Origin of the sequence: Flavobacterium indicum GPTSA100-9 = DSM 17447, assembly GCF_000455605.1 — a bacterium.
GTDB lineage: Bacteria > Bacteroidota > Bacteroidia > Flavobacteriales > Flavobacteriaceae > Flavobacterium > Flavobacterium indicum.
In genome coordinates, this window is the sequence record NC_017025.1 from 1,538,253 (window position 1) to 1,554,191 (window position 15,939).

The window sequence follows — 15,939 nt, forward strand, 5'->3', positions numbered from 1 at the left end:
TCTAAAATTATTATAATTCTTTTTTTAATATATTTGAATATATTTAATCAAATTTATGAAAAATTTACTTAAACACCACGTTGTTTATAAAAATATTGCCTTGTTTTATTTAATTGTAAGTCTACTAACTCGTGTAATTTTATTAATTCATCCCATAACACAAAGTCATTTTTCATTTGTAGATTATCTAAAAATTTTTTCATTTGGAATTTTAAATGATTTATTTGTCTTTGTACTTATTGGCTTTATATTGTGGTTATATTTAATTTTCATATCTGATTCAAAATTTAAAAAACCCTACGGATACCTTATTTTAGGAATATTTGTATGTACACTACTCTATATAGCTTCAGGAAAAAGTATTTTAAGTGAATATGGTGGCGTACTTCCTGAAATAGGATTAGCTTTTGTAGGACTTAAAACAATTTTGTTTGCTCTATTATTATTTTTTGAAAAGAATAGAAAAAAAATTCGTTTTGTATTATTTTCTTTTACCATTTTTCTATTTGTTTTATTAATTATCCAAAACGCTGTAAGCGAGTTCTTTTTTTGGAATGAATTTGGGGTACGGTATAATTTTATTGCTGTAGATTATTTAGTATACACGAATACCGTAATTGGAAATATTATGGAATCTTATCCTGTAGTTCCTTTATTTTCAATAATTGGAATTGTATCAGTTTTATCTACCTATTTTATTATTCAAAAATCTAAAAAATATTTAGATGAAATTCCTAATATAAAAGCTAAGATTAGCATTGTTTTAGGTCAACTTGCTTTAATTGCTTTAGCTTTATTTACCATTCCAAATCTTGCTAAAAAAGAAGATTCTTCCAATGTTTTCACTAATGAATTACAAAGTAACGGTCTTTATAAATTCTATTTAGCATTCATGAATAGTGAATTAGATTTTATGAAATTTTATGACACCCTACCTGAGAATGAATTAGCTAATTTTGAAAACACAACACATATCAAGTTGAATCAAAACACCGTTCATATTCAACCCACTGAAAAAGAAATACATAAAAATGTTGTGTTGATTACTATTGAGAGCATGAGTGCTGAATTTATGAAACACTATGGAAATACTGAAAACATCACCCCTTTCTTAGATGAATTAGCAGATAAAAGTTTATTTTTCACCAATTTATATGCTACAGGTAACCGAACCGTTCGTGGTTTAGAAGCAGTAACTTTATGTTTACCTCCAACACCAGGCGAAAGTGTTGTGAAAAGAAAAGATAATAAAAACAAATTCAGCACGGGTTGTATATTTAAAAGTAAAGGTTATCAAATAAAATACTTATATGGTGGAGATGCCTTTTTTGATAACATGCAAGATTTTTATAAGGGTAATGGCTATGATATTGTTGATAAATCCAGTTTAAAACCTAACGAAATAAGTTTTTCGAATATTTGGGGCGTTTGTGATGAAGATATGGCTAAAAAGGCAATTAAGGTAATGAATGCTGAATACCAAACAGGAAAACCTTTTTTTAACCATTGGATGACTGTTAGTAATCATAGGCCATTTACCTATCCTGATGGTAAAATTGATATTCCAGCAAATTCAAAATCAAGAAATGGTGGTGTAAAATATACCGATTATGCTTTGAAGCAATTTTTTGCACTTGCTGAAAAACAACCTTGGTTTAAAAATACTGTTTTCGTAATTGTTGCAGATCATTGTGCATCAAGTTCTGGAAAAGTTGAATTACCATTGGAAAAATATAGAATTCCAGCGATGATTTACGCCCCAGGCTTCATAAAATCACAAAAATGTAATACGCTTATGTCGCAAATCGATTTAATGCCTACAGCTTTAGGTCTATTAAATTTTAAATATAGAAGTAAATTTTTCGGTGAAAACATTTTTAATCCTACTTATACACCAAGAGCATTTATTGCTACATATCAGGATTTAGGCTATATAAAAGATAATTATTTAACTATTATTTCACCGGTAAAACGAGTAAAACAATTTGTTTTGAAACCTAAATCAAATTCAAATTATGAAATTCATTTTGATGAATTAGCAAATACTAAAATTAATAAAAAACTAGAATTTGAAACAATTGCATTTTATGAAGAGGCTGCTTTACTTCTTAAAAATCATAAATATCAAGCAATTCATGGAACAAAATAATCAATAATTATAATAATCCATTATACTTTCTAACAAACCATTCCGAGGCTAAAGAAGCAATTAATAAAATAAGCAAAGTTAACCATTCAATTAAAGGAGTGGTCTTTACAACCGATTTTTCAATAGGTAAATAGGTACCTTTTTCAGTTAATTTTTGAATTAGTTGATCTATTTGATTAGGAAAGAAAAGCTGACCTTTATTTTGAAGTGCGAGTTGTTCTAATCTTTCTTTATCTGGATTAACAAATTGCTTTTCTACATCAAAATCTAATACTTCAAAAGATCCTGAATAAGAAGCATTACTGTTATTTTCCTTTACTTTAAAACTATAATTTCCATGTTCAAGTCCGTCAAAATTCACTTCAAATCCTTGATTTGCTTTTGAAAAACTGTAATTTTTAACTTTTTTTGTTCTATTATTGATTAATTGAATAGATAAATTAGCAGTTTCATCTAATTCATAATTTTTATTAAAATATTGAGCAAAGATACCAATTGTTTCACCTGAATTATAAAAACTTTCATGTTCAACAATAAGTGACTTTTTTGATGAATTAGTTGCTAAATATTGAATTATTTTATCTATAAATTGATCAAAATCTTCAAATGACTGATTGTTTAGATGACTTTCTAATCGCCATTTCCAAATATTCTCACCTAATAAATACGCTGTTCTATTAGCTCCTTTTTCAGAAAAGGTTAAAATTGGATTTTCAAAAGACACTCCATTTACTTGCGCTTTCAATAATGTTGCAACGCTTGACTTCTCGATGATTTTCCCAAATTTATTTTGTAATGGAGGCAAACTACTAAATTGAATATCTTTTTGAGCAAATAAGTTGAAATTAGATTCAAATGTAGCACTAAAATCTTCTTTTTGCTGTGACATTTTAAAATCTAAATCGGATTGTATTTGATTTAAAAAATTAAAATCAGTGCTAAGTCCAGATATAATAAAAGTATTTATTTTAAGATTTTTATTTTTATCAATTATTGATTTAAACAAACTTGTTGGTTGATACAAAATCAACAGATTGTATTTTTGTAAATCATTGACTTCATTAGGTTTAATAAAAGTTACTTTACGTTGTTCATTAGACTCAATAGCGCGTTTTAGAGCACTTAAATCTGGATGAGTGATGTCTGAAATAATTGCAATTTCTTTTCTTTGATCAATAACTTCAACTGCAAAATTCTTAACATTATTATACAAATTTTGTTCTTGATTGGAAGAACGAATGGATGCTTTATATTTTTGAATTCCAACTTTATCGGCTTCTAATAATACCTGAAAAGATTGCACTTTAGAAGCATTTGTAAAAGATATCGTTTGTGAATGAACTTTTGTATTTCCTTTTTCAATCATAAAGTTTGCTGAAACATTTTTAGTACCGTTGTATTGTACAAAAACTTCAACTGGAAATTTATTTTTTAAAAAGGCATACTTATTGGCATTCAATTGATTTATCTTAATATCAAAATTAGTTGTAGTATCACCCAAAACTACTGGATAAACTGTAGCTGATTCTTGAAAACTATACACATAATCATTTCCAACCGTTTGATTACCATCTGATAACAAAATTACAGGATAGAAAATATTTTTATTTAATTGTTTTAAATTTTGAGCCGCTAAATCAATATTGGATTGTTTCCCTTTAAAATCTAGATTTGTATTAGAATTAAAATCCGCATCAAATGAATAATGTTGAATATCAAACTTATTTTTCAATTCAGCATTATTCTTTAAAATTTGGGTTAATTCCAATGCTTTTTGATCTGCTTTTAATTCTTTTATAGAAGAAGAATTATCTGTTACTATTGCTAACGGAATTTTGTTTATTTCCGTGGATTTACTGGAGATTACAGGATTTATAAGCAGCAATAACAATAAGAAAATTGATGTAAAACGCAATAAAGCCAATATCCAATTGATTTTCAATTGTTTATCGGCTTTATATAAATAATGATAAAATGAAACAGCACTTGCAATTAAAACTGAAAGTAAAAGTAATAGTACTGTGCTTGTTGTCATTTGTTTTTTTTAATTATAATTAGGTTAACATTCCGCCATCAACATTAAGAACTTGTCCTGTTACATAGGCACTCATGTTTGATGCTAAAAACACACACACATTTGCAATATCTTCAGGAGATCCACCGCGTTTCAATGGAATAGATTCTCTCCATCCTTTTACGACATCTTCATTTAACTTGGCAGTCATTTCTGTTTCAATAAATCCAGGTGCTATAGCATTACAACGAATATTTCTTGAACCTAATTCTAATGCAATTGATTTAGTAAATCCAATCATACCTGCTTTAGAGGCAGCATAATTTGCTTGACCTGCATTTCCTTTCACCCCTACCACACTACTCATATTAATGATAGAACCTGCTCTATTTTTCAACATAATTTTTTGCACAGCTTTTGTCATATTAAAAACTGATTTCAAGTTAATATCAATAACCGAATCAAAATCTTCTTCCGACATACGCATCAACAAATTGTCTTTAGTAACACCCGCATTATTTATTAATATATCAACCGTACCAAATTCAGCAATCACATCGTCAACTAATTTTTGAGCTTCATTAAAATCAGCAGCATTTGATTTATAGCCTTTAGCTTTTACGCCTAATGCTGTTAATTCATTTTCTAAAGCCATAGCTGATTCAGCAGATGAACTATACGTAAATGCAACATTTGCACCATTTTTAGCAAAAACTTCAGCAATTCCTTTTCCAATACCTCTACTTGCGCCAGTAATAATTGCTACTTTTCCTTCTAATAATTTCATAATAATAATCAAATTTTAAAAGTTGTAATTTAAAACAACTCTAATTATGGTTTTGTTTGTTTTGTTTAAAATGAAGTCAAATATAGTAATATTTTAAAGTAATTAAAAAGCACTTTTAAACCTTTTCTAAATTTTATAGTCTTATTAACAACTAACTTAATTTCTACCTTATGAAAAAACTAACAAATCTCTTAGGATTGATATGTTGTATTGCATTTATTAGTTGCAATAATGATGACGATTACGAATCAATTCCATCTTCATCATATTCTAATTCTTATCCCAATGTAGTAGCAACTTTTGGTACTAATTTAGACTTAGATCATTTGTACAATTATGCAAATCAAACGATTCCAAGCTATATAACAAAAGATAATTCTGCTGGAAATAGCATTAATGATAAAATAGCTACCTTAGGAAGAGTTTTATTTTACGACAAAAATTTATCTTCTAACAATTCTATTTCTTGTGCTTCATGTCATAAACAAGAGTTTGCATTTGGAGATAATGTGGTAGCAAGTACAGGAGTCAATGGTACTACAGGAAGACATTCTATGCGATTAGTAAATTCTAGATTTGCTACAGAAACTCATTTTTTTTGGGATGAAAGAGCTTTAACTTTAGAACAACAAACAACTATGCCTATTAAAGATCATGGAGAAATGGGCTTTAGTGGTTTAAATGGTGATTTGTCTTTTAATGATTTATTAGTAAAGTTAAGTGCTAAAAATTATTACAAAGAATTATTCCAATTTGCTTATGGCAATCAAGAAATTACAGAAATTAAAATTCAAACTGCACTTGCTCAATTTATTAGAAGTATACAATCATTTGACTCCAAATATGATACAGGAAGAGCTTTAGCGCCAAATGATGGTGTACCTTTTTCTAATTTCACACAACAAGAAAATCAGGGTAAAAATCTTTTTTTAACCCCACCAACATTTAATGCAAGTGGATCAAGAACTGGCGGAGGCTTAGGTTGTGCTGGATGTCATAGAGCACCAGAATTTGACATTGATCCAAATTCAAAAAATAATGGCATTATTGGTACAATTGCTGGTACAGGAATAGATGTAACCAATACAAAAGCACCATCTCTTAGAAATTTAGTTAGAAATGACGGTACTTTAAATGGACAACTCATGCATACTGGAGTCATTACAAGTTTACAAGCTGCGATTGGTCATTATGGCACAATTACAATTGCCCCGGGAAATACCAATTTAGATCCAAGATTAACACCAAACGGAGTAGGTCAACAATTAAATTTAACACAGAATGAAGTAGATGCGGTAATTGCTTTCTTAAGAACACTCTCAGGAACTGACGTTTATACCAATGCAAAGTGGAGCAATCCATTTCCAAATTAAAAAAAATCCCAATACATAGTATTGGGATTTTTTTTAGTAACTTATTTTAGAATGCTACATTCCATCTTGGAAGTTTACCATTTTCTTCAAAATGATTTTGAAGCAAATACCCTTCAATATAGGTTGGAATACATTTAATTTCATCATTAAAAGTAACATACCAAACTACTTCTAATTGTGTAATATCTTCTTTCTTCATTTGTGTTGGCCATGAGAATTTTCTGGCCGATTTTGTAAATTGACTTCCATTTACAATTTTATCAAACAAATTACTTTTAATCTTTAGTTCACCATTATTTTGCACTGTTCCAGTTGAACCTACCATGATTAGTTCTTTTTCATTGTCCTTAACATCAAAAACTAAAAACACACCGACTGCATTTTCAGGAGCATTACAAACGATTTCCAAATTATCATTCGTTGTATAACCAAAACTATTGCTATTTTTAAATTTTTCTAATTCTTTAAACATATTTTATAAAATTAAAAAGCTCCATCAAGTGAAAACTGATGGAGCTTTACTATTACTATTTTTTTAAGATTATTATCCTAAAATCTCTTTTACTTTTTTACCAATTTCAGCAGGAGAATCTACAACATGAATTCCGTTTTCTCTCATGATGCGTTTTTTAGCTTCTGCTGTATCATCAGCACCACCAACAATAGCACCCGCGTGACCCATTGTTCTACCTTTAGGAGCAGTTTCACCTGCAATAAATCCAACTACTGGTTTTTTATTACCATCAGCTTTGATCCATTTAGCTGCATCCGCTTCTAATTGTCCTCCGATTTCACCAATCATGATAATTAGCTCAGTTTCAGGGTCGTTCATTAATAATTCAACTGCCTCTTTTGTTGTAGTTCCAATAATTGGATCTCCACCAATTCCAATAGCTGTAGTAATTCCGAATCCTTGACGAACAACTTGATCAGCAGCTTCGTATGTTAAAGTACCTGATTTAGAAACGATTCCAACTGTACCTTTTTTGAAAACGAAACCTGGCATAATACCAACTTTAGCTTCTTCTGGAGTGATTACTCCTGGGCAGTTAGGACCTACTAAACGGCAGTCTTTTCCTTTAATATAATCATAAGCTTTAATCATATCTGCTACAGGAATACCTTCTGTAATACAAATGATTACTTTAATTCCAGCATCCGCAGCTTCCATAATAGCATCCGCTGCAAATGCAGGTGGAACAAAAATAATTGATGTATCAGCACCAGCTTGAACTACAGCATCTTTAACAGTGTTAAATACAGGTCTATCTAAGTGAGTAGAACCACCTTTACCTGGAGTTACACCACCTACAACGTTTGTTCCATATTCAATCATTTGAGAAGCGTGGAAAGTTCCTTCACTTCCTGTAAAACCTTGAACGATTATTTTTGAATTTTTATTAACTAAAACACTCATGATGTTATTTTTTTTTAATGTTGAGCAAAAGTAAGTTTTTTGATAGAAATATTTTAATTTTTTCTATCTTTTTTTTAGGTAGGTTTGCTAATTTGATATCCTTTTAAAATTTTACCATTTTCAAACTCCCAAATTGTAATAAAACGTGCAATTAATTGAAAATCCCTAGTATTTTCAATTGTTGTAGCAAAATGTTTATAAGCAATACAAATTTTATTTTCTTCTTCAATTAGATAGTTAATATCAATATTTGAAGTTGCATAATTACCTTTTAATTCATCTGCAAGGTTTAATATTTGATTTTTATCAAGAATTGTTAAATCAGAAGAGCTTTGCCATTCCATTTCAAATTGTGGCAATAACACTTCATTTAAAAAATCACGATTTCTTAATCCATCATTCTGATAAATTTCAAGGATAATTTCTTTATTTGTCATTACTTTAATTTTTCAATAATATCAGGAATTTTTTTAATATTTGCTAGTTGTTTTAATTTTTCTCTAGATTCTTCAATTGGAGTTCCAAAGTACGTTTTTCCTCCTTCTATTGATTTTGTTACACCTGTTTGACCTAAAACAACAGCTTTTTCACCAATTGTGATGCCACTAGTTGTTCCCACCTGTCCCCATAAAGTAACTTCATCTTCAATAACTACACAACCCGCAATACCAGTTTGAGCCGCTATTAAACATTTTTTACCAATTAAAGTATCATGACCAACATGCACTTGGTTGTCTATTTTAGTACCTTCACCAATTGTTGTATCACCTGTAACTCCTCTATCAATAGTACAGAGAGCACCTATACCAACACAATCCTCTATAACTACTCTACCTCCAGATAATAATTGATCAAATCCTTCAGGACGTTTTTTATAATAAAAAGCATCTGCACCTATAATTGTCCCTGCTTGAATAATTACATTATCACCTAAAACACAATGGTCATAAATAGAAACATTTGAATGAATAATACAATTTTTACCAATAACTACATGATTACCAATAAAACAATTTGGTTGAATAATGGTTCCTTCTCCAATTGTTGCTGTTGAAGAAATTGAGACAGCAGCATTTGTAAAAGGTCTAAAGTATTGTGTTAATTTATTGAAGTCTCTAAAAGGATCATCAGAAATCAGCAAAGCCTTTCCTTCTGGACATTCAACTTCTTTATTTATTAAAACAATAGTAGCGGCTGATTGTAAAGCTTTATCATAATATTTTGGATGATCTACAAATACAATATCTCCAGGTTCTACCACATGAATTTCATTCATACCTAGAACAGGAAAATTAGGATCTCCAATATATTTACATGAAATTATTTCCGAGATTTCTTTTAAACTATATTTTTTATAAAACTTCATTTATATTTTTATGAGTACAAAATAAAATAGTGAATAATTTTAAAAACTATTCACTATTTCACAAGTACAAAATTATACTCTTTCCATATACTTACCTGTGGCAGTATCAATTTTAATTTTATCACCTTCATTAATAAATAAAGGAACGTTTACTGTTGCTCCAGTTTCTACAGTTGCAGGTTTAGTAGCATTTGTAGCTGTATTACCTTTTACTCCTGGTTCTGCATAAGTTACTTCTAAAATAATATTGGCAGGCATATCAACTGCTAAAGGCATATCTGTTTCAGTGTTGATTTGTACCATTACATTAGTTCCTTCTTTTAATAAATCCGGAGCATCTAGAACATCTCTATTTAGGGTAATTTGCTCAAATGTTTCAGTGTTCATAAAATGAAAATCTACACCTTCATTATATAAATATTGAAAAGTATGTGTTTCTACACGAACTGTTTCAATTTTGTGACCAGCTGAGAATGTATTATCCAACACTTTTCCATTTGTTAAAGACTTTAATTTAGTTCTAACGAAAGCTGGTCCTTTTCCAGGTTTAACGTGTAAGAATTCAACAATTTTATAAATATCATGGTTAAATTTAATACATAACCCGTTTTTAATATCTGCTGTTGTAGCCATTTTTAAAAATTATTTAGTTTAATATTTTCTATTATAGTGTACTTCCTGTATAACCTTTCATAATACCTCGAGAAGAATTTCTAATAAATTGAATGATATCATCTCTTTCAGGAGTAGCTTCCATTTCTGCTTCAATAATACTTAAAGCTTGCGTGGTATTATAATTTTTTTGATACAAAATTCTGTATATATCTTGAATTTCTCTAATTTTTTCTGTTGAAAATCCTCTTCTTCTCAAACCAACTGAATTAATTCCAACATAAGAAAGTGGTTCTTTTGCAGCTTTCGTAAATGGAGGTACATCTTTTCTAACTAAACTTCCACCAGAAATCATAGCATGATCGCCAATTGAAATAAATTGATGTACAGCAGCTAAACCACCAATTACAGCAAAATCACCAACAGTAACGTGTCCAGCTAAAGCAACGCCATTAACAATAATAGCATTATCACCAATATGACAATCATGTGCAATGTGAGCCGTAGCCATGATTAAACAATTTTTACCAATTACTGTTTTTCCAGAAGCTACTGTTCCGCGATTAATTGTAACACACTCTCTAATAGTTGTGTTATCACCAATAATAGCTAAGGACTCTTCTCCTCCAAATTTTAAATCTTGAGGTACAGCTGAAATAACAGCTCCAGGGAAAATATTACAATTTTTACCAATTCTTGCTCCTTCCATGATAGTAACATTGGATCCAATCCAAGTACCCTCTCCTATTTCTACATTACTGTGAATAGTTGTAAATGGGTCAATTACAACATTACGTGCAATTTTTGCACCAGGATGAACATATGCTAAAGGTTGATTCATAATTAATCGTTTTTAACTTTTACAATTTGAGCCATTAATTCTGCTTCTGAAACTAATTTTCCATTAGCATACGCATACGCTTGCATGTGACAAACACCTCTTCTTATTGGCGAAATTAAATCACATTTAAAAATTAATGTATCTCCTGGTAAAACTTTATTTTTAAACTTCACATTATCAATTTTCATGAAGTATGTTAAATAATTTTCTGGATCTGGAACCGTACTTAAAATTAAAATTCCGCCTGTTTGAGCCATTGCCTCTATTTGCAAAACACCCGGCATTACAGGAGCCCCAGGGAAATGTCCAACAAAGAATGGTTCATTCATTGTAACATTTTTTAAACCAACAACATGTGTTTCAGACAATTCTAATATTTTATCTACTAATAAAAAAGGTGGTCTATGAGGTAAAAGATTCATAATCCCGTGAATATCCAACAATGGTTCTTTATTTAAATCATACGTTGGAACTTGGTTACGCTCTTCAATTTTAATAATTTTTGCTATTTTTTTTGCAAATTGAGTATTTACAAAATGACCCGGTTTATTTGCGATAACTTTTCCTTGAATTCTAGTTCCAATCAACGACAAATCTCCTATTACGTCTAATAATTTATGACGAGCAGCTTCATTTGGATAATGTAAAGTAAGATTATCTAAAATTCCATTTGGTTTTACTGAAATTTCATCCTTATTAAAAGCTTTTTTCAAATTTTCCATTGTTTCTGGTGAAATTTCTTTATCAACATAAACAATTGCATTATTTAAATCACCTCCTTTAATTAATCCATTATTTAACAAAGCTTCTAATTCATGTAAAAAACTAAAAGTTCTACTATCTGCAATTTCCGTTTTAAATTCAGCAATATTTTTCATAGTTGCATTTTGAGTACCTAAAACTTTAGTACCAAAATCGACCATAGCAGTTACACAATAGTGATCACTAGGAATTACTGTAATTTCACTGCCAGTTGCTTCATCTGTATAAGAAATAACATCTTTTACAACATATATTTTTCTTTGTGCTTCTTGTTCAACTATACCAACTTTTTCTAGAGCTTCAACAAAATATTTAGAAGAACCATCCATAATTGGTAATTCTGACGCATTAAGTTCAATGATAACATTGTCAACATCACAACCAACAACTGCTGCTAAAACATGCTCAGGAGTTTGAATCATAACACCTAATTTTTCTAAATTAGTGCCTCGTTGTGTATTAACTACATAATTTGCGTCTGCTTCAATAATAGGTTGACCTTCTAAATCAACTCTTACGAATGTAATACCGTTATTTACTGGTGCTGGTTTAAAAGTCATAACAACATTTTGTCCCGTATGTAATCCTACACCAGTTAATGAAATTTCTTGTGCTATGGTAGTTTGCTTGACCATGGTTTATTTATAAATTATTTTTCCTTTTTTAAATTTTCTAAATCTTTTACTATTGAAGGTAAATTTTTGAAATGCACGAATGATTTTGCAAAATCACCGTAATTAAAAGCGGGACTTCCTTGAACTACTTCCCCATCCTTTAAGCTTTTTGCAATTCCGGATTGTGCTTGTATTTTTACATTATCACCAATTGTAATGTGACCAACAATTCCTACTTGTCCTCCAATCATACAATTTTTTCCAACTTTTGTTGAACCCGCAATTCCCGTTTGAGAGGCAATTACCGTATTTTCACCAATTTCAACATTGTGTGCAATTTGAATATGATTATCAAGCTTCACTCCTTTTCTAATTATTGTAGAACCTAAAGTGGCTCTGTCGATTGTAGAACATGAACCAATTTCTACATCATCCTCTATAATTACATTTCCAATTTGAGGAACTTTTTTATACGAACCGTCCTCTTGTGGAGCAAATCCAAAACCATCTGAACCAACTACAGTACCAGAATGAATAGTAACACTTTTACCTAAAACTGTTTCTGAATAAACACGAACTCCAGCAAAGAGTATGCAATTATCACCAATTTCAACATTATCACCAATAAAACTATTAGGATAAATCTTTACGTTATTTCCAATTTTTACGTTTTGCCCAACATAGCAAAAACTTCCTAAATATAAATCGTCCCCATAAGTTGTGCCTTCTGAAATAACTGAAGGTTGTTCAATACCGGACTTCATTAATTTAATTTGGTTGTAATATTCCAATAATTTTGAAAAAGACTTATAAGCATCGTCTACCTTAATAAGTGTAGTTGAAACTTCTTGTTCTGGTTCAAAAGATTTATTTACTATAGCAATAGTTGCTGCAGTTGAATAAATGTAATTTATATATTTTGGATTGGCTAAAAAGGTTAATGAACCCGGAGTTCCTTCTTCAATTTTAGCTAATTTATATACTTCAGCATTTGGGTTACCTATTACTTCACCTTCCAAAATGCCTGCAATTTGTTGCGCTGTAAACTTCATCTCGGCAAAAATATAAAAATAAAATGAAACTCTAAATTAATCAATTACTTTTGGATAACAAATAAAATATTTAGTCACAGGTTTTGACAATGCTTTTAAATGCATTTGGTCCGATGCCTCTACAACATTTTCAATTGTTCCATCTTTTTTCAAAATACGTATAGGCTCGCTTGATTTACTGTATGCTTCATTTTTAAGTTTGCCTTTAAAAACAAAATACTCTATATCTTTTTCCAACAAGTTGTATTCTGAAATATATTTTTCTTTTAATTCTAAGTATTTGATTTTATCTATTTTATCTTCTGTTATTTCAATTTTAAGTAGATGTCTATTGATAAGCATTTTACACAAACTACTCAATACAAAATCATTATGAAATTGCCATTGTTTAATTGCTCCAAGAACATCATAATCATCTAAATTTGAAAATTGATCCAAAACTTCTTTATTTACATCTTGTAATTCAAATTTATTTTTCATGAAGTTTATTAAAAATGAGCTTCCAAATAATTCTTCCCCTTTTACAACCAACTCTTTTGCTCTTTTTAATATTTTGGTTAAAATTAATTCTGCCACAACACTTGTTTTATGCAAATAAGCCTGCCAATACATTAATCTTCTGGCCATTAAAAATTTTTCAATAGAATAAATTCCTTTCTCCTCCATTACTAAGAAATCATCCTTAACATTTAACATTTGTATTAAACGCTCACTATTGACATTTCCTTCGTTTACACCCGTATAAAAGCTATCTCTTTTCAAATAATCCATTCGATCCATGTCTAATTGACTAGATATCAATTGCAACATGAATTTTCTGTGGTACTCTCCTTTAAAAATTTGAATTGCTAAACTTAATTTTCCATCAAATTCTTTATTTAATTGCTCCATAAAAAGCAAAGAAAGTTCTTCATGATGTACTTCTATAACACTGTGTTCCAACGCGTGACTAAAAGGTCCATGCCCTATATCGTGCAATAAAATCGTAACATACAATGCATTTTCTTCTTCATTAGAAATCGAAACCCCTTTAAAGCGTAATGTTTGAACCGCTTTTTGCATAATATGCATACATCCAAGTGCATGATGGAAACGGGTATGATGTGCGCCAGGATAAACCAAATACGACATTCCCATTTGAGAAATACGCCTTAATCGTTGAAAATAAGGATGTTGAATTAAATCATAAATTAAAGTATTCGGAATAGTTACGAATCCATAAATTGGGTCGTTAAGTATTTTAAGTTTATTTATCTGGCTCACAAGATTATTTTTTGTAAACAAATATAAAACTTTTACACAATTTTTAAGAAAATTTACGTTTGACTGTAGTAACTTGCACTTAATTAAATTATAAAAACCATGAATACAATTAAAATCCTTTGGGTAGACGACGAAATTGATTTATTAAAGCCACACATTCTTTTTTTAGAAAAGAAAAATTATGAAGTAACAACATGCAATAATGGACAAGACGCCATTGATTTATATAAAGAACATAACTTTGATATTGTTTTTTTAGATGAGAACATGCCTGGTTTATCTGGTTTAGAAACGCTTTCTGAAATGAAAGAATTTAAATCGACCACACCTGTAATTATGATTACTAAGAGTGAGGAAGAATACATCATGGAAGAAGCCATAGGAAGTAAAATTGCAGATTACTTAATTAAACCTGTAAATCCAAATCAAATTCTTTTAAGTTTAAAGAAAAACTTAGATCATTCTCGCTTAGTTTCTGAAAAAACAACCTTAGATTATCAAAAAGAATTCCGTAAAATAGCTATGGATTTAGCTATGGTAAATTCTTTTGAGGATTGGATTGAATTGTATAAAAAATTATTGTATTGGGAAATTGAATTAGAAAATATTGAAGATCAAAATATGATTTCAATATTGGAGAGTCAAAAAACAGAAGCAAATTTACAATTTGGAAAATTTATTGAGCGTAATTATGAAGATTGGTTTGACACATCTGTTCGTCAAGGTTCAGCTGAAGAAAAAGCAGATAAACCAATACTTTCACATAAATTATTTGGCGAATTAGTTGCTCCAGAAATTCGTAAAAAAGATAAGCCAATCTTGTTTGTAGTTATTGACAACCTGCGTTATGATCAGTGGAAAGCTTTTGAAAACATAGTTTACAATCATTACAAACCTGAAAAAGAAGTAAGTTATTTTTCAATACTACCAACTGCTACACAATATGCTAGAAATGCCATTTTTTCCGGATTATTACCAGTAGAAATGGAAAAAAAATACCCTCAATATTGGAAAAACGACACCGATGAGGGTGGAAAAAACTTGCATGAAGCCGATTTCCTTACTGAACAATTAAAACGATTAGGTTTAAACATTAAACATGAATATTATAAAATTGTCAATCAACGAGACGGTAGAAAATTAGTTGAGAATTTTAAATCATTAAAAAACAACGATTTAACAACTATTGTTTACAATTTTGTAGACATGATTTCACATGCTAAAACTGAAATGGATGTAGTGAAAGAATTAGCTTCAAACGACAAAGCCTATCGTTCTTTAACCTTAAGTTGGTTTAAAAACTCCCCCCTTTTAGAATTGATTCAATTAGGACAACAACACGGTTTTAAATTAATCATTACAACCGACCACGGTACAATTAATTGTAAAAACCCATCAAAAGTAATAGGAGATAAAAATACCAGTTTAAATCTTCGTTATAAAACAGGAAGAAGCTTAACGTATGAAGAAAAAGATGTTTATGTCGTTAAAGATCCTAAAAAAATTGGATTACCTTCCATAAATATGACAAGTTCCTTTATTTTTGCTAAAAGTGATTATTTCTTAGCTTATGTAAATAATTTTAATCACTATGTGAGTTATTACAGAAATACCTACCAACATGGAGGGATTTCATTAGAAGAGATGATTATTCCTTGTATAGTTTTGAATCCTAAATAAAATATATCA

At 29.7% G+C, this 15,939-nt stretch carries 14 protein-coding genes; 3 read left to right on the forward strand and 11 right to left on the reverse strand.

The features are described 5' to 3' along the window. The first annotated feature begins 55 nt into the window (after positions 1-55). Positions 56-2,149, forward strand: coding sequence for an LTA synthase family protein (locus KQS_RS06945; protein WP_014388484.1), 2,094 nt, complete (start codon positions 56-58; stop codon positions 2,147-2,149). Positions 2,150-2,156: 7 nt separating this feature from the next. Here KQS_RS06945 and KQS_RS06950 read toward each other — a convergent pair whose 3' ends face one another. Together KQS_RS06950 and fabG are read right to left on the reverse strand one after the other, a co-directional pair. Then, positions 2,157-4,184 carry a hypothetical protein gene (locus KQS_RS06950; RefSeq protein ID WP_014388485.1) on the reverse strand — a complete coding sequence of 676 codons (2,028 nt, stop codon included), beginning with the start codon at positions 4,182-4,184 and terminating at the stop codon, positions 2,157-2,159. Between the two features lie 19 nt (positions 4,185-4,203). Next, a complete protein-coding gene (gene fabG / locus KQS_RS06955) occupies positions 4,204-4,950 on the reverse strand; it encodes a 3-oxoacyl-[acyl-carrier-protein] reductase (RefSeq protein ID WP_014388486.1) in 747 nt (248 codons plus the stop codon). A gap of 170 nt (positions 4,951-5,120) precedes the next feature. Between fabG and KQS_RS06960 the strand changes: the two genes are divergently transcribed. After that, positions 5,121-6,323 (forward strand): cytochrome-c peroxidase, encoded by a 1,203-nt coding sequence (locus KQS_RS06960; protein ID WP_014388487.1) that lies wholly within the window; start codon positions 5,121-5,123, stop codon positions 6,321-6,323. A gap of 46 nt (positions 6,324-6,369) precedes the next feature. Here the strand turns inward: KQS_RS06960 and KQS_RS06965 are convergent, their stop codons facing one another. From KQS_RS06965 to KQS_RS07005, 9 genes are all read right to left on the reverse strand, one after another. Beyond that, a complete protein-coding gene (locus KQS_RS06965; RefSeq protein ID WP_014388488.1) occupies positions 6,370-6,795 on the reverse strand; it encodes a hypothetical protein in 426 nt (141 codons plus the stop codon). A gap of 72 nt (positions 6,796-6,867) precedes the next feature. Beyond that, positions 6,868-7,740, reverse strand: coding sequence for a succinate--CoA ligase subunit alpha (gene sucD, locus KQS_RS06970; RefSeq protein WP_014388489.1), 873 nt, complete (start codon positions 7,738-7,740; stop codon positions 6,868-6,870). A gap of 74 nt (positions 7,741-7,814) precedes the next feature. Then, positions 7,815-8,177 carry a hypothetical protein gene (locus KQS_RS06975; protein WP_014388490.1) on the reverse strand — a complete coding sequence of 121 codons (363 nt, stop codon included), beginning with the start codon at positions 8,175-8,177 and terminating at the stop codon, positions 7,815-7,817. After that, on the reverse strand, positions 8,177-9,106 hold the full coding sequence (locus KQS_RS06980) for a UDP-3-O-(3-hydroxymyristoyl)glucosamine N-acyltransferase (protein ID WP_014388491.1): 930 nt from the start codon (positions 9,104-9,106) through the stop codon (positions 8,177-8,179). The genes KQS_RS06975 and KQS_RS06980 overlap by 1 nt, the downstream gene beginning before the upstream one ends. Positions 9,107-9,178: 72 nt before the next feature. Next, entirely contained in the window at positions 9,179-9,739 is a 561-nt protein-coding gene (efp, locus tag KQS_RS06985) for an elongation factor P (RefSeq protein WP_014388492.1), read from the reverse strand. Positions 9,740-9,770: 31 nt separating this feature from the next. Then, on the reverse strand, positions 9,771-10,559 hold the full coding sequence (gene lpxA, locus KQS_RS06990; protein ID WP_014388493.1) for an acyl-ACP--UDP-N-acetylglucosamine O-acyltransferase: 789 nt from the start codon (positions 10,557-10,559) through the stop codon (positions 9,771-9,773). A gap of 2 nt (positions 10,560-10,561) precedes the next feature. Then, positions 10,562-11,956 (reverse strand): bifunctional UDP-3-O-[3-hydroxymyristoyl] N-acetylglucosamine deacetylase/3-hydroxyacyl-ACP dehydratase, encoded by a 1,395-nt coding sequence (locus KQS_RS06995; RefSeq protein WP_014388494.1) that lies wholly within the window; start codon positions 11,954-11,956, stop codon positions 10,562-10,564. Between the two features lie 14 nt (positions 11,957-11,970). After that, entirely contained in the window at positions 11,971-12,987 is a 1,017-nt protein-coding gene (lpxD, locus tag KQS_RS07000; protein WP_014388495.1) for a UDP-3-O-(3-hydroxymyristoyl)glucosamine N-acyltransferase, read from the reverse strand. 36 nt (positions 12,988-13,023) lie between these two features. Then, the gene (locus KQS_RS07005; RefSeq protein WP_014388496.1) at positions 13,024-14,250 is read right to left on the reverse strand and encodes an HD domain-containing protein; all 1,227 of its coding nucleotides are present in this window, start codon (positions 14,248-14,250) and stop codon (positions 13,024-13,026) included. A 99-nt stretch (positions 14,251-14,349) separates the two neighbouring features. Here KQS_RS07005 and porX point away from each other — a divergent pair, with 99 nt between their 5' ends. Then, a complete protein-coding gene (gene porX / locus KQS_RS07010) occupies positions 14,350-15,930 on the forward strand; it encodes a T9SS response regulator signal transducer PorX (RefSeq protein WP_014388497.1) in 1,581 nt (526 codons plus the stop codon). Positions 15,931-15,939: the final 9 nt, after the last annotated feature.

Bases quoted from the DNA above. Each gene is read 5' to 3' on its own strand.
- KQS_RS06945 (WP_014388484.1), top strand. From the start codon at position 56: ATGAAAAATTTACTTAAACACCACGTTGTTTATAAAAATATTGCCTTG.
- KQS_RS06950 (WP_014388485.1), bottom strand. From the start codon at position 4,184: ATGACAACAAGCACAGTACTATTACTTTTACTTTCAGTTTTAATTGCA.
- fabG (WP_014388486.1), bottom strand. From the start codon at position 4,950: ATGAAATTATTAGAAGGAAAAGTAGCAATTATTACTGGCGCAAGTAGA.
- KQS_RS06960 (WP_014388487.1), top strand. From the start codon at position 5,121: ATGAAAAAACTAACAAATCTCTTAGGATTGATATGTTGTATTGCATTT.
- KQS_RS06965 (WP_014388488.1), bottom strand. From the start codon at position 6,795: ATGTTTAAAGAATTAGAAAAATTTAAAAATAGCAATAGTTTTGGTTAT.
- sucD (WP_014388489.1), bottom strand. From the start codon at position 7,740: ATGAGTGTTTTAGTTAATAAAAATTCAAAAATAATCGTTCAAGGTTTT.
- KQS_RS06975 (WP_014388490.1), bottom strand. From the start codon at position 8,177: ATGACAAATAAAGAAATTATCCTTGAAATTTATCAGAATGATGGATTA.
- KQS_RS06980 (WP_014388491.1), bottom strand. From the start codon at position 9,106: ATGAAGTTTTATAAAAAATATAGTTTAAAAGAAATCTCGGAAATAATT.
- efp (WP_014388492.1), bottom strand. From the start codon at position 9,739: ATGGCTACAACAGCAGATATTAAAAACGGGTTATGTATTAAATTTAAC.
- lpxA (WP_014388493.1), bottom strand. From the start codon at position 10,559: ATGAATCAACCTTTAGCATATGTTCATCCTGGTGCAAAAATTGCACGT.
- KQS_RS06995 (WP_014388494.1), bottom strand. From the start codon at position 11,956: ATGGTCAAGCAAACTACCATAGCACAAGAAATTTCATTAACTGGTGTA.
- lpxD (WP_014388495.1), bottom strand. From the start codon at position 12,987: ATGAAGTTTACAGCGCAACAAATTGCAGGCATTTTGGAAGGTGAAGTA.
- porX (WP_014388497.1), top strand. From the start codon at position 14,350: ATGAATACAATTAAAATCCTTTGGGTAGACGACGAAATTGATTTATTA.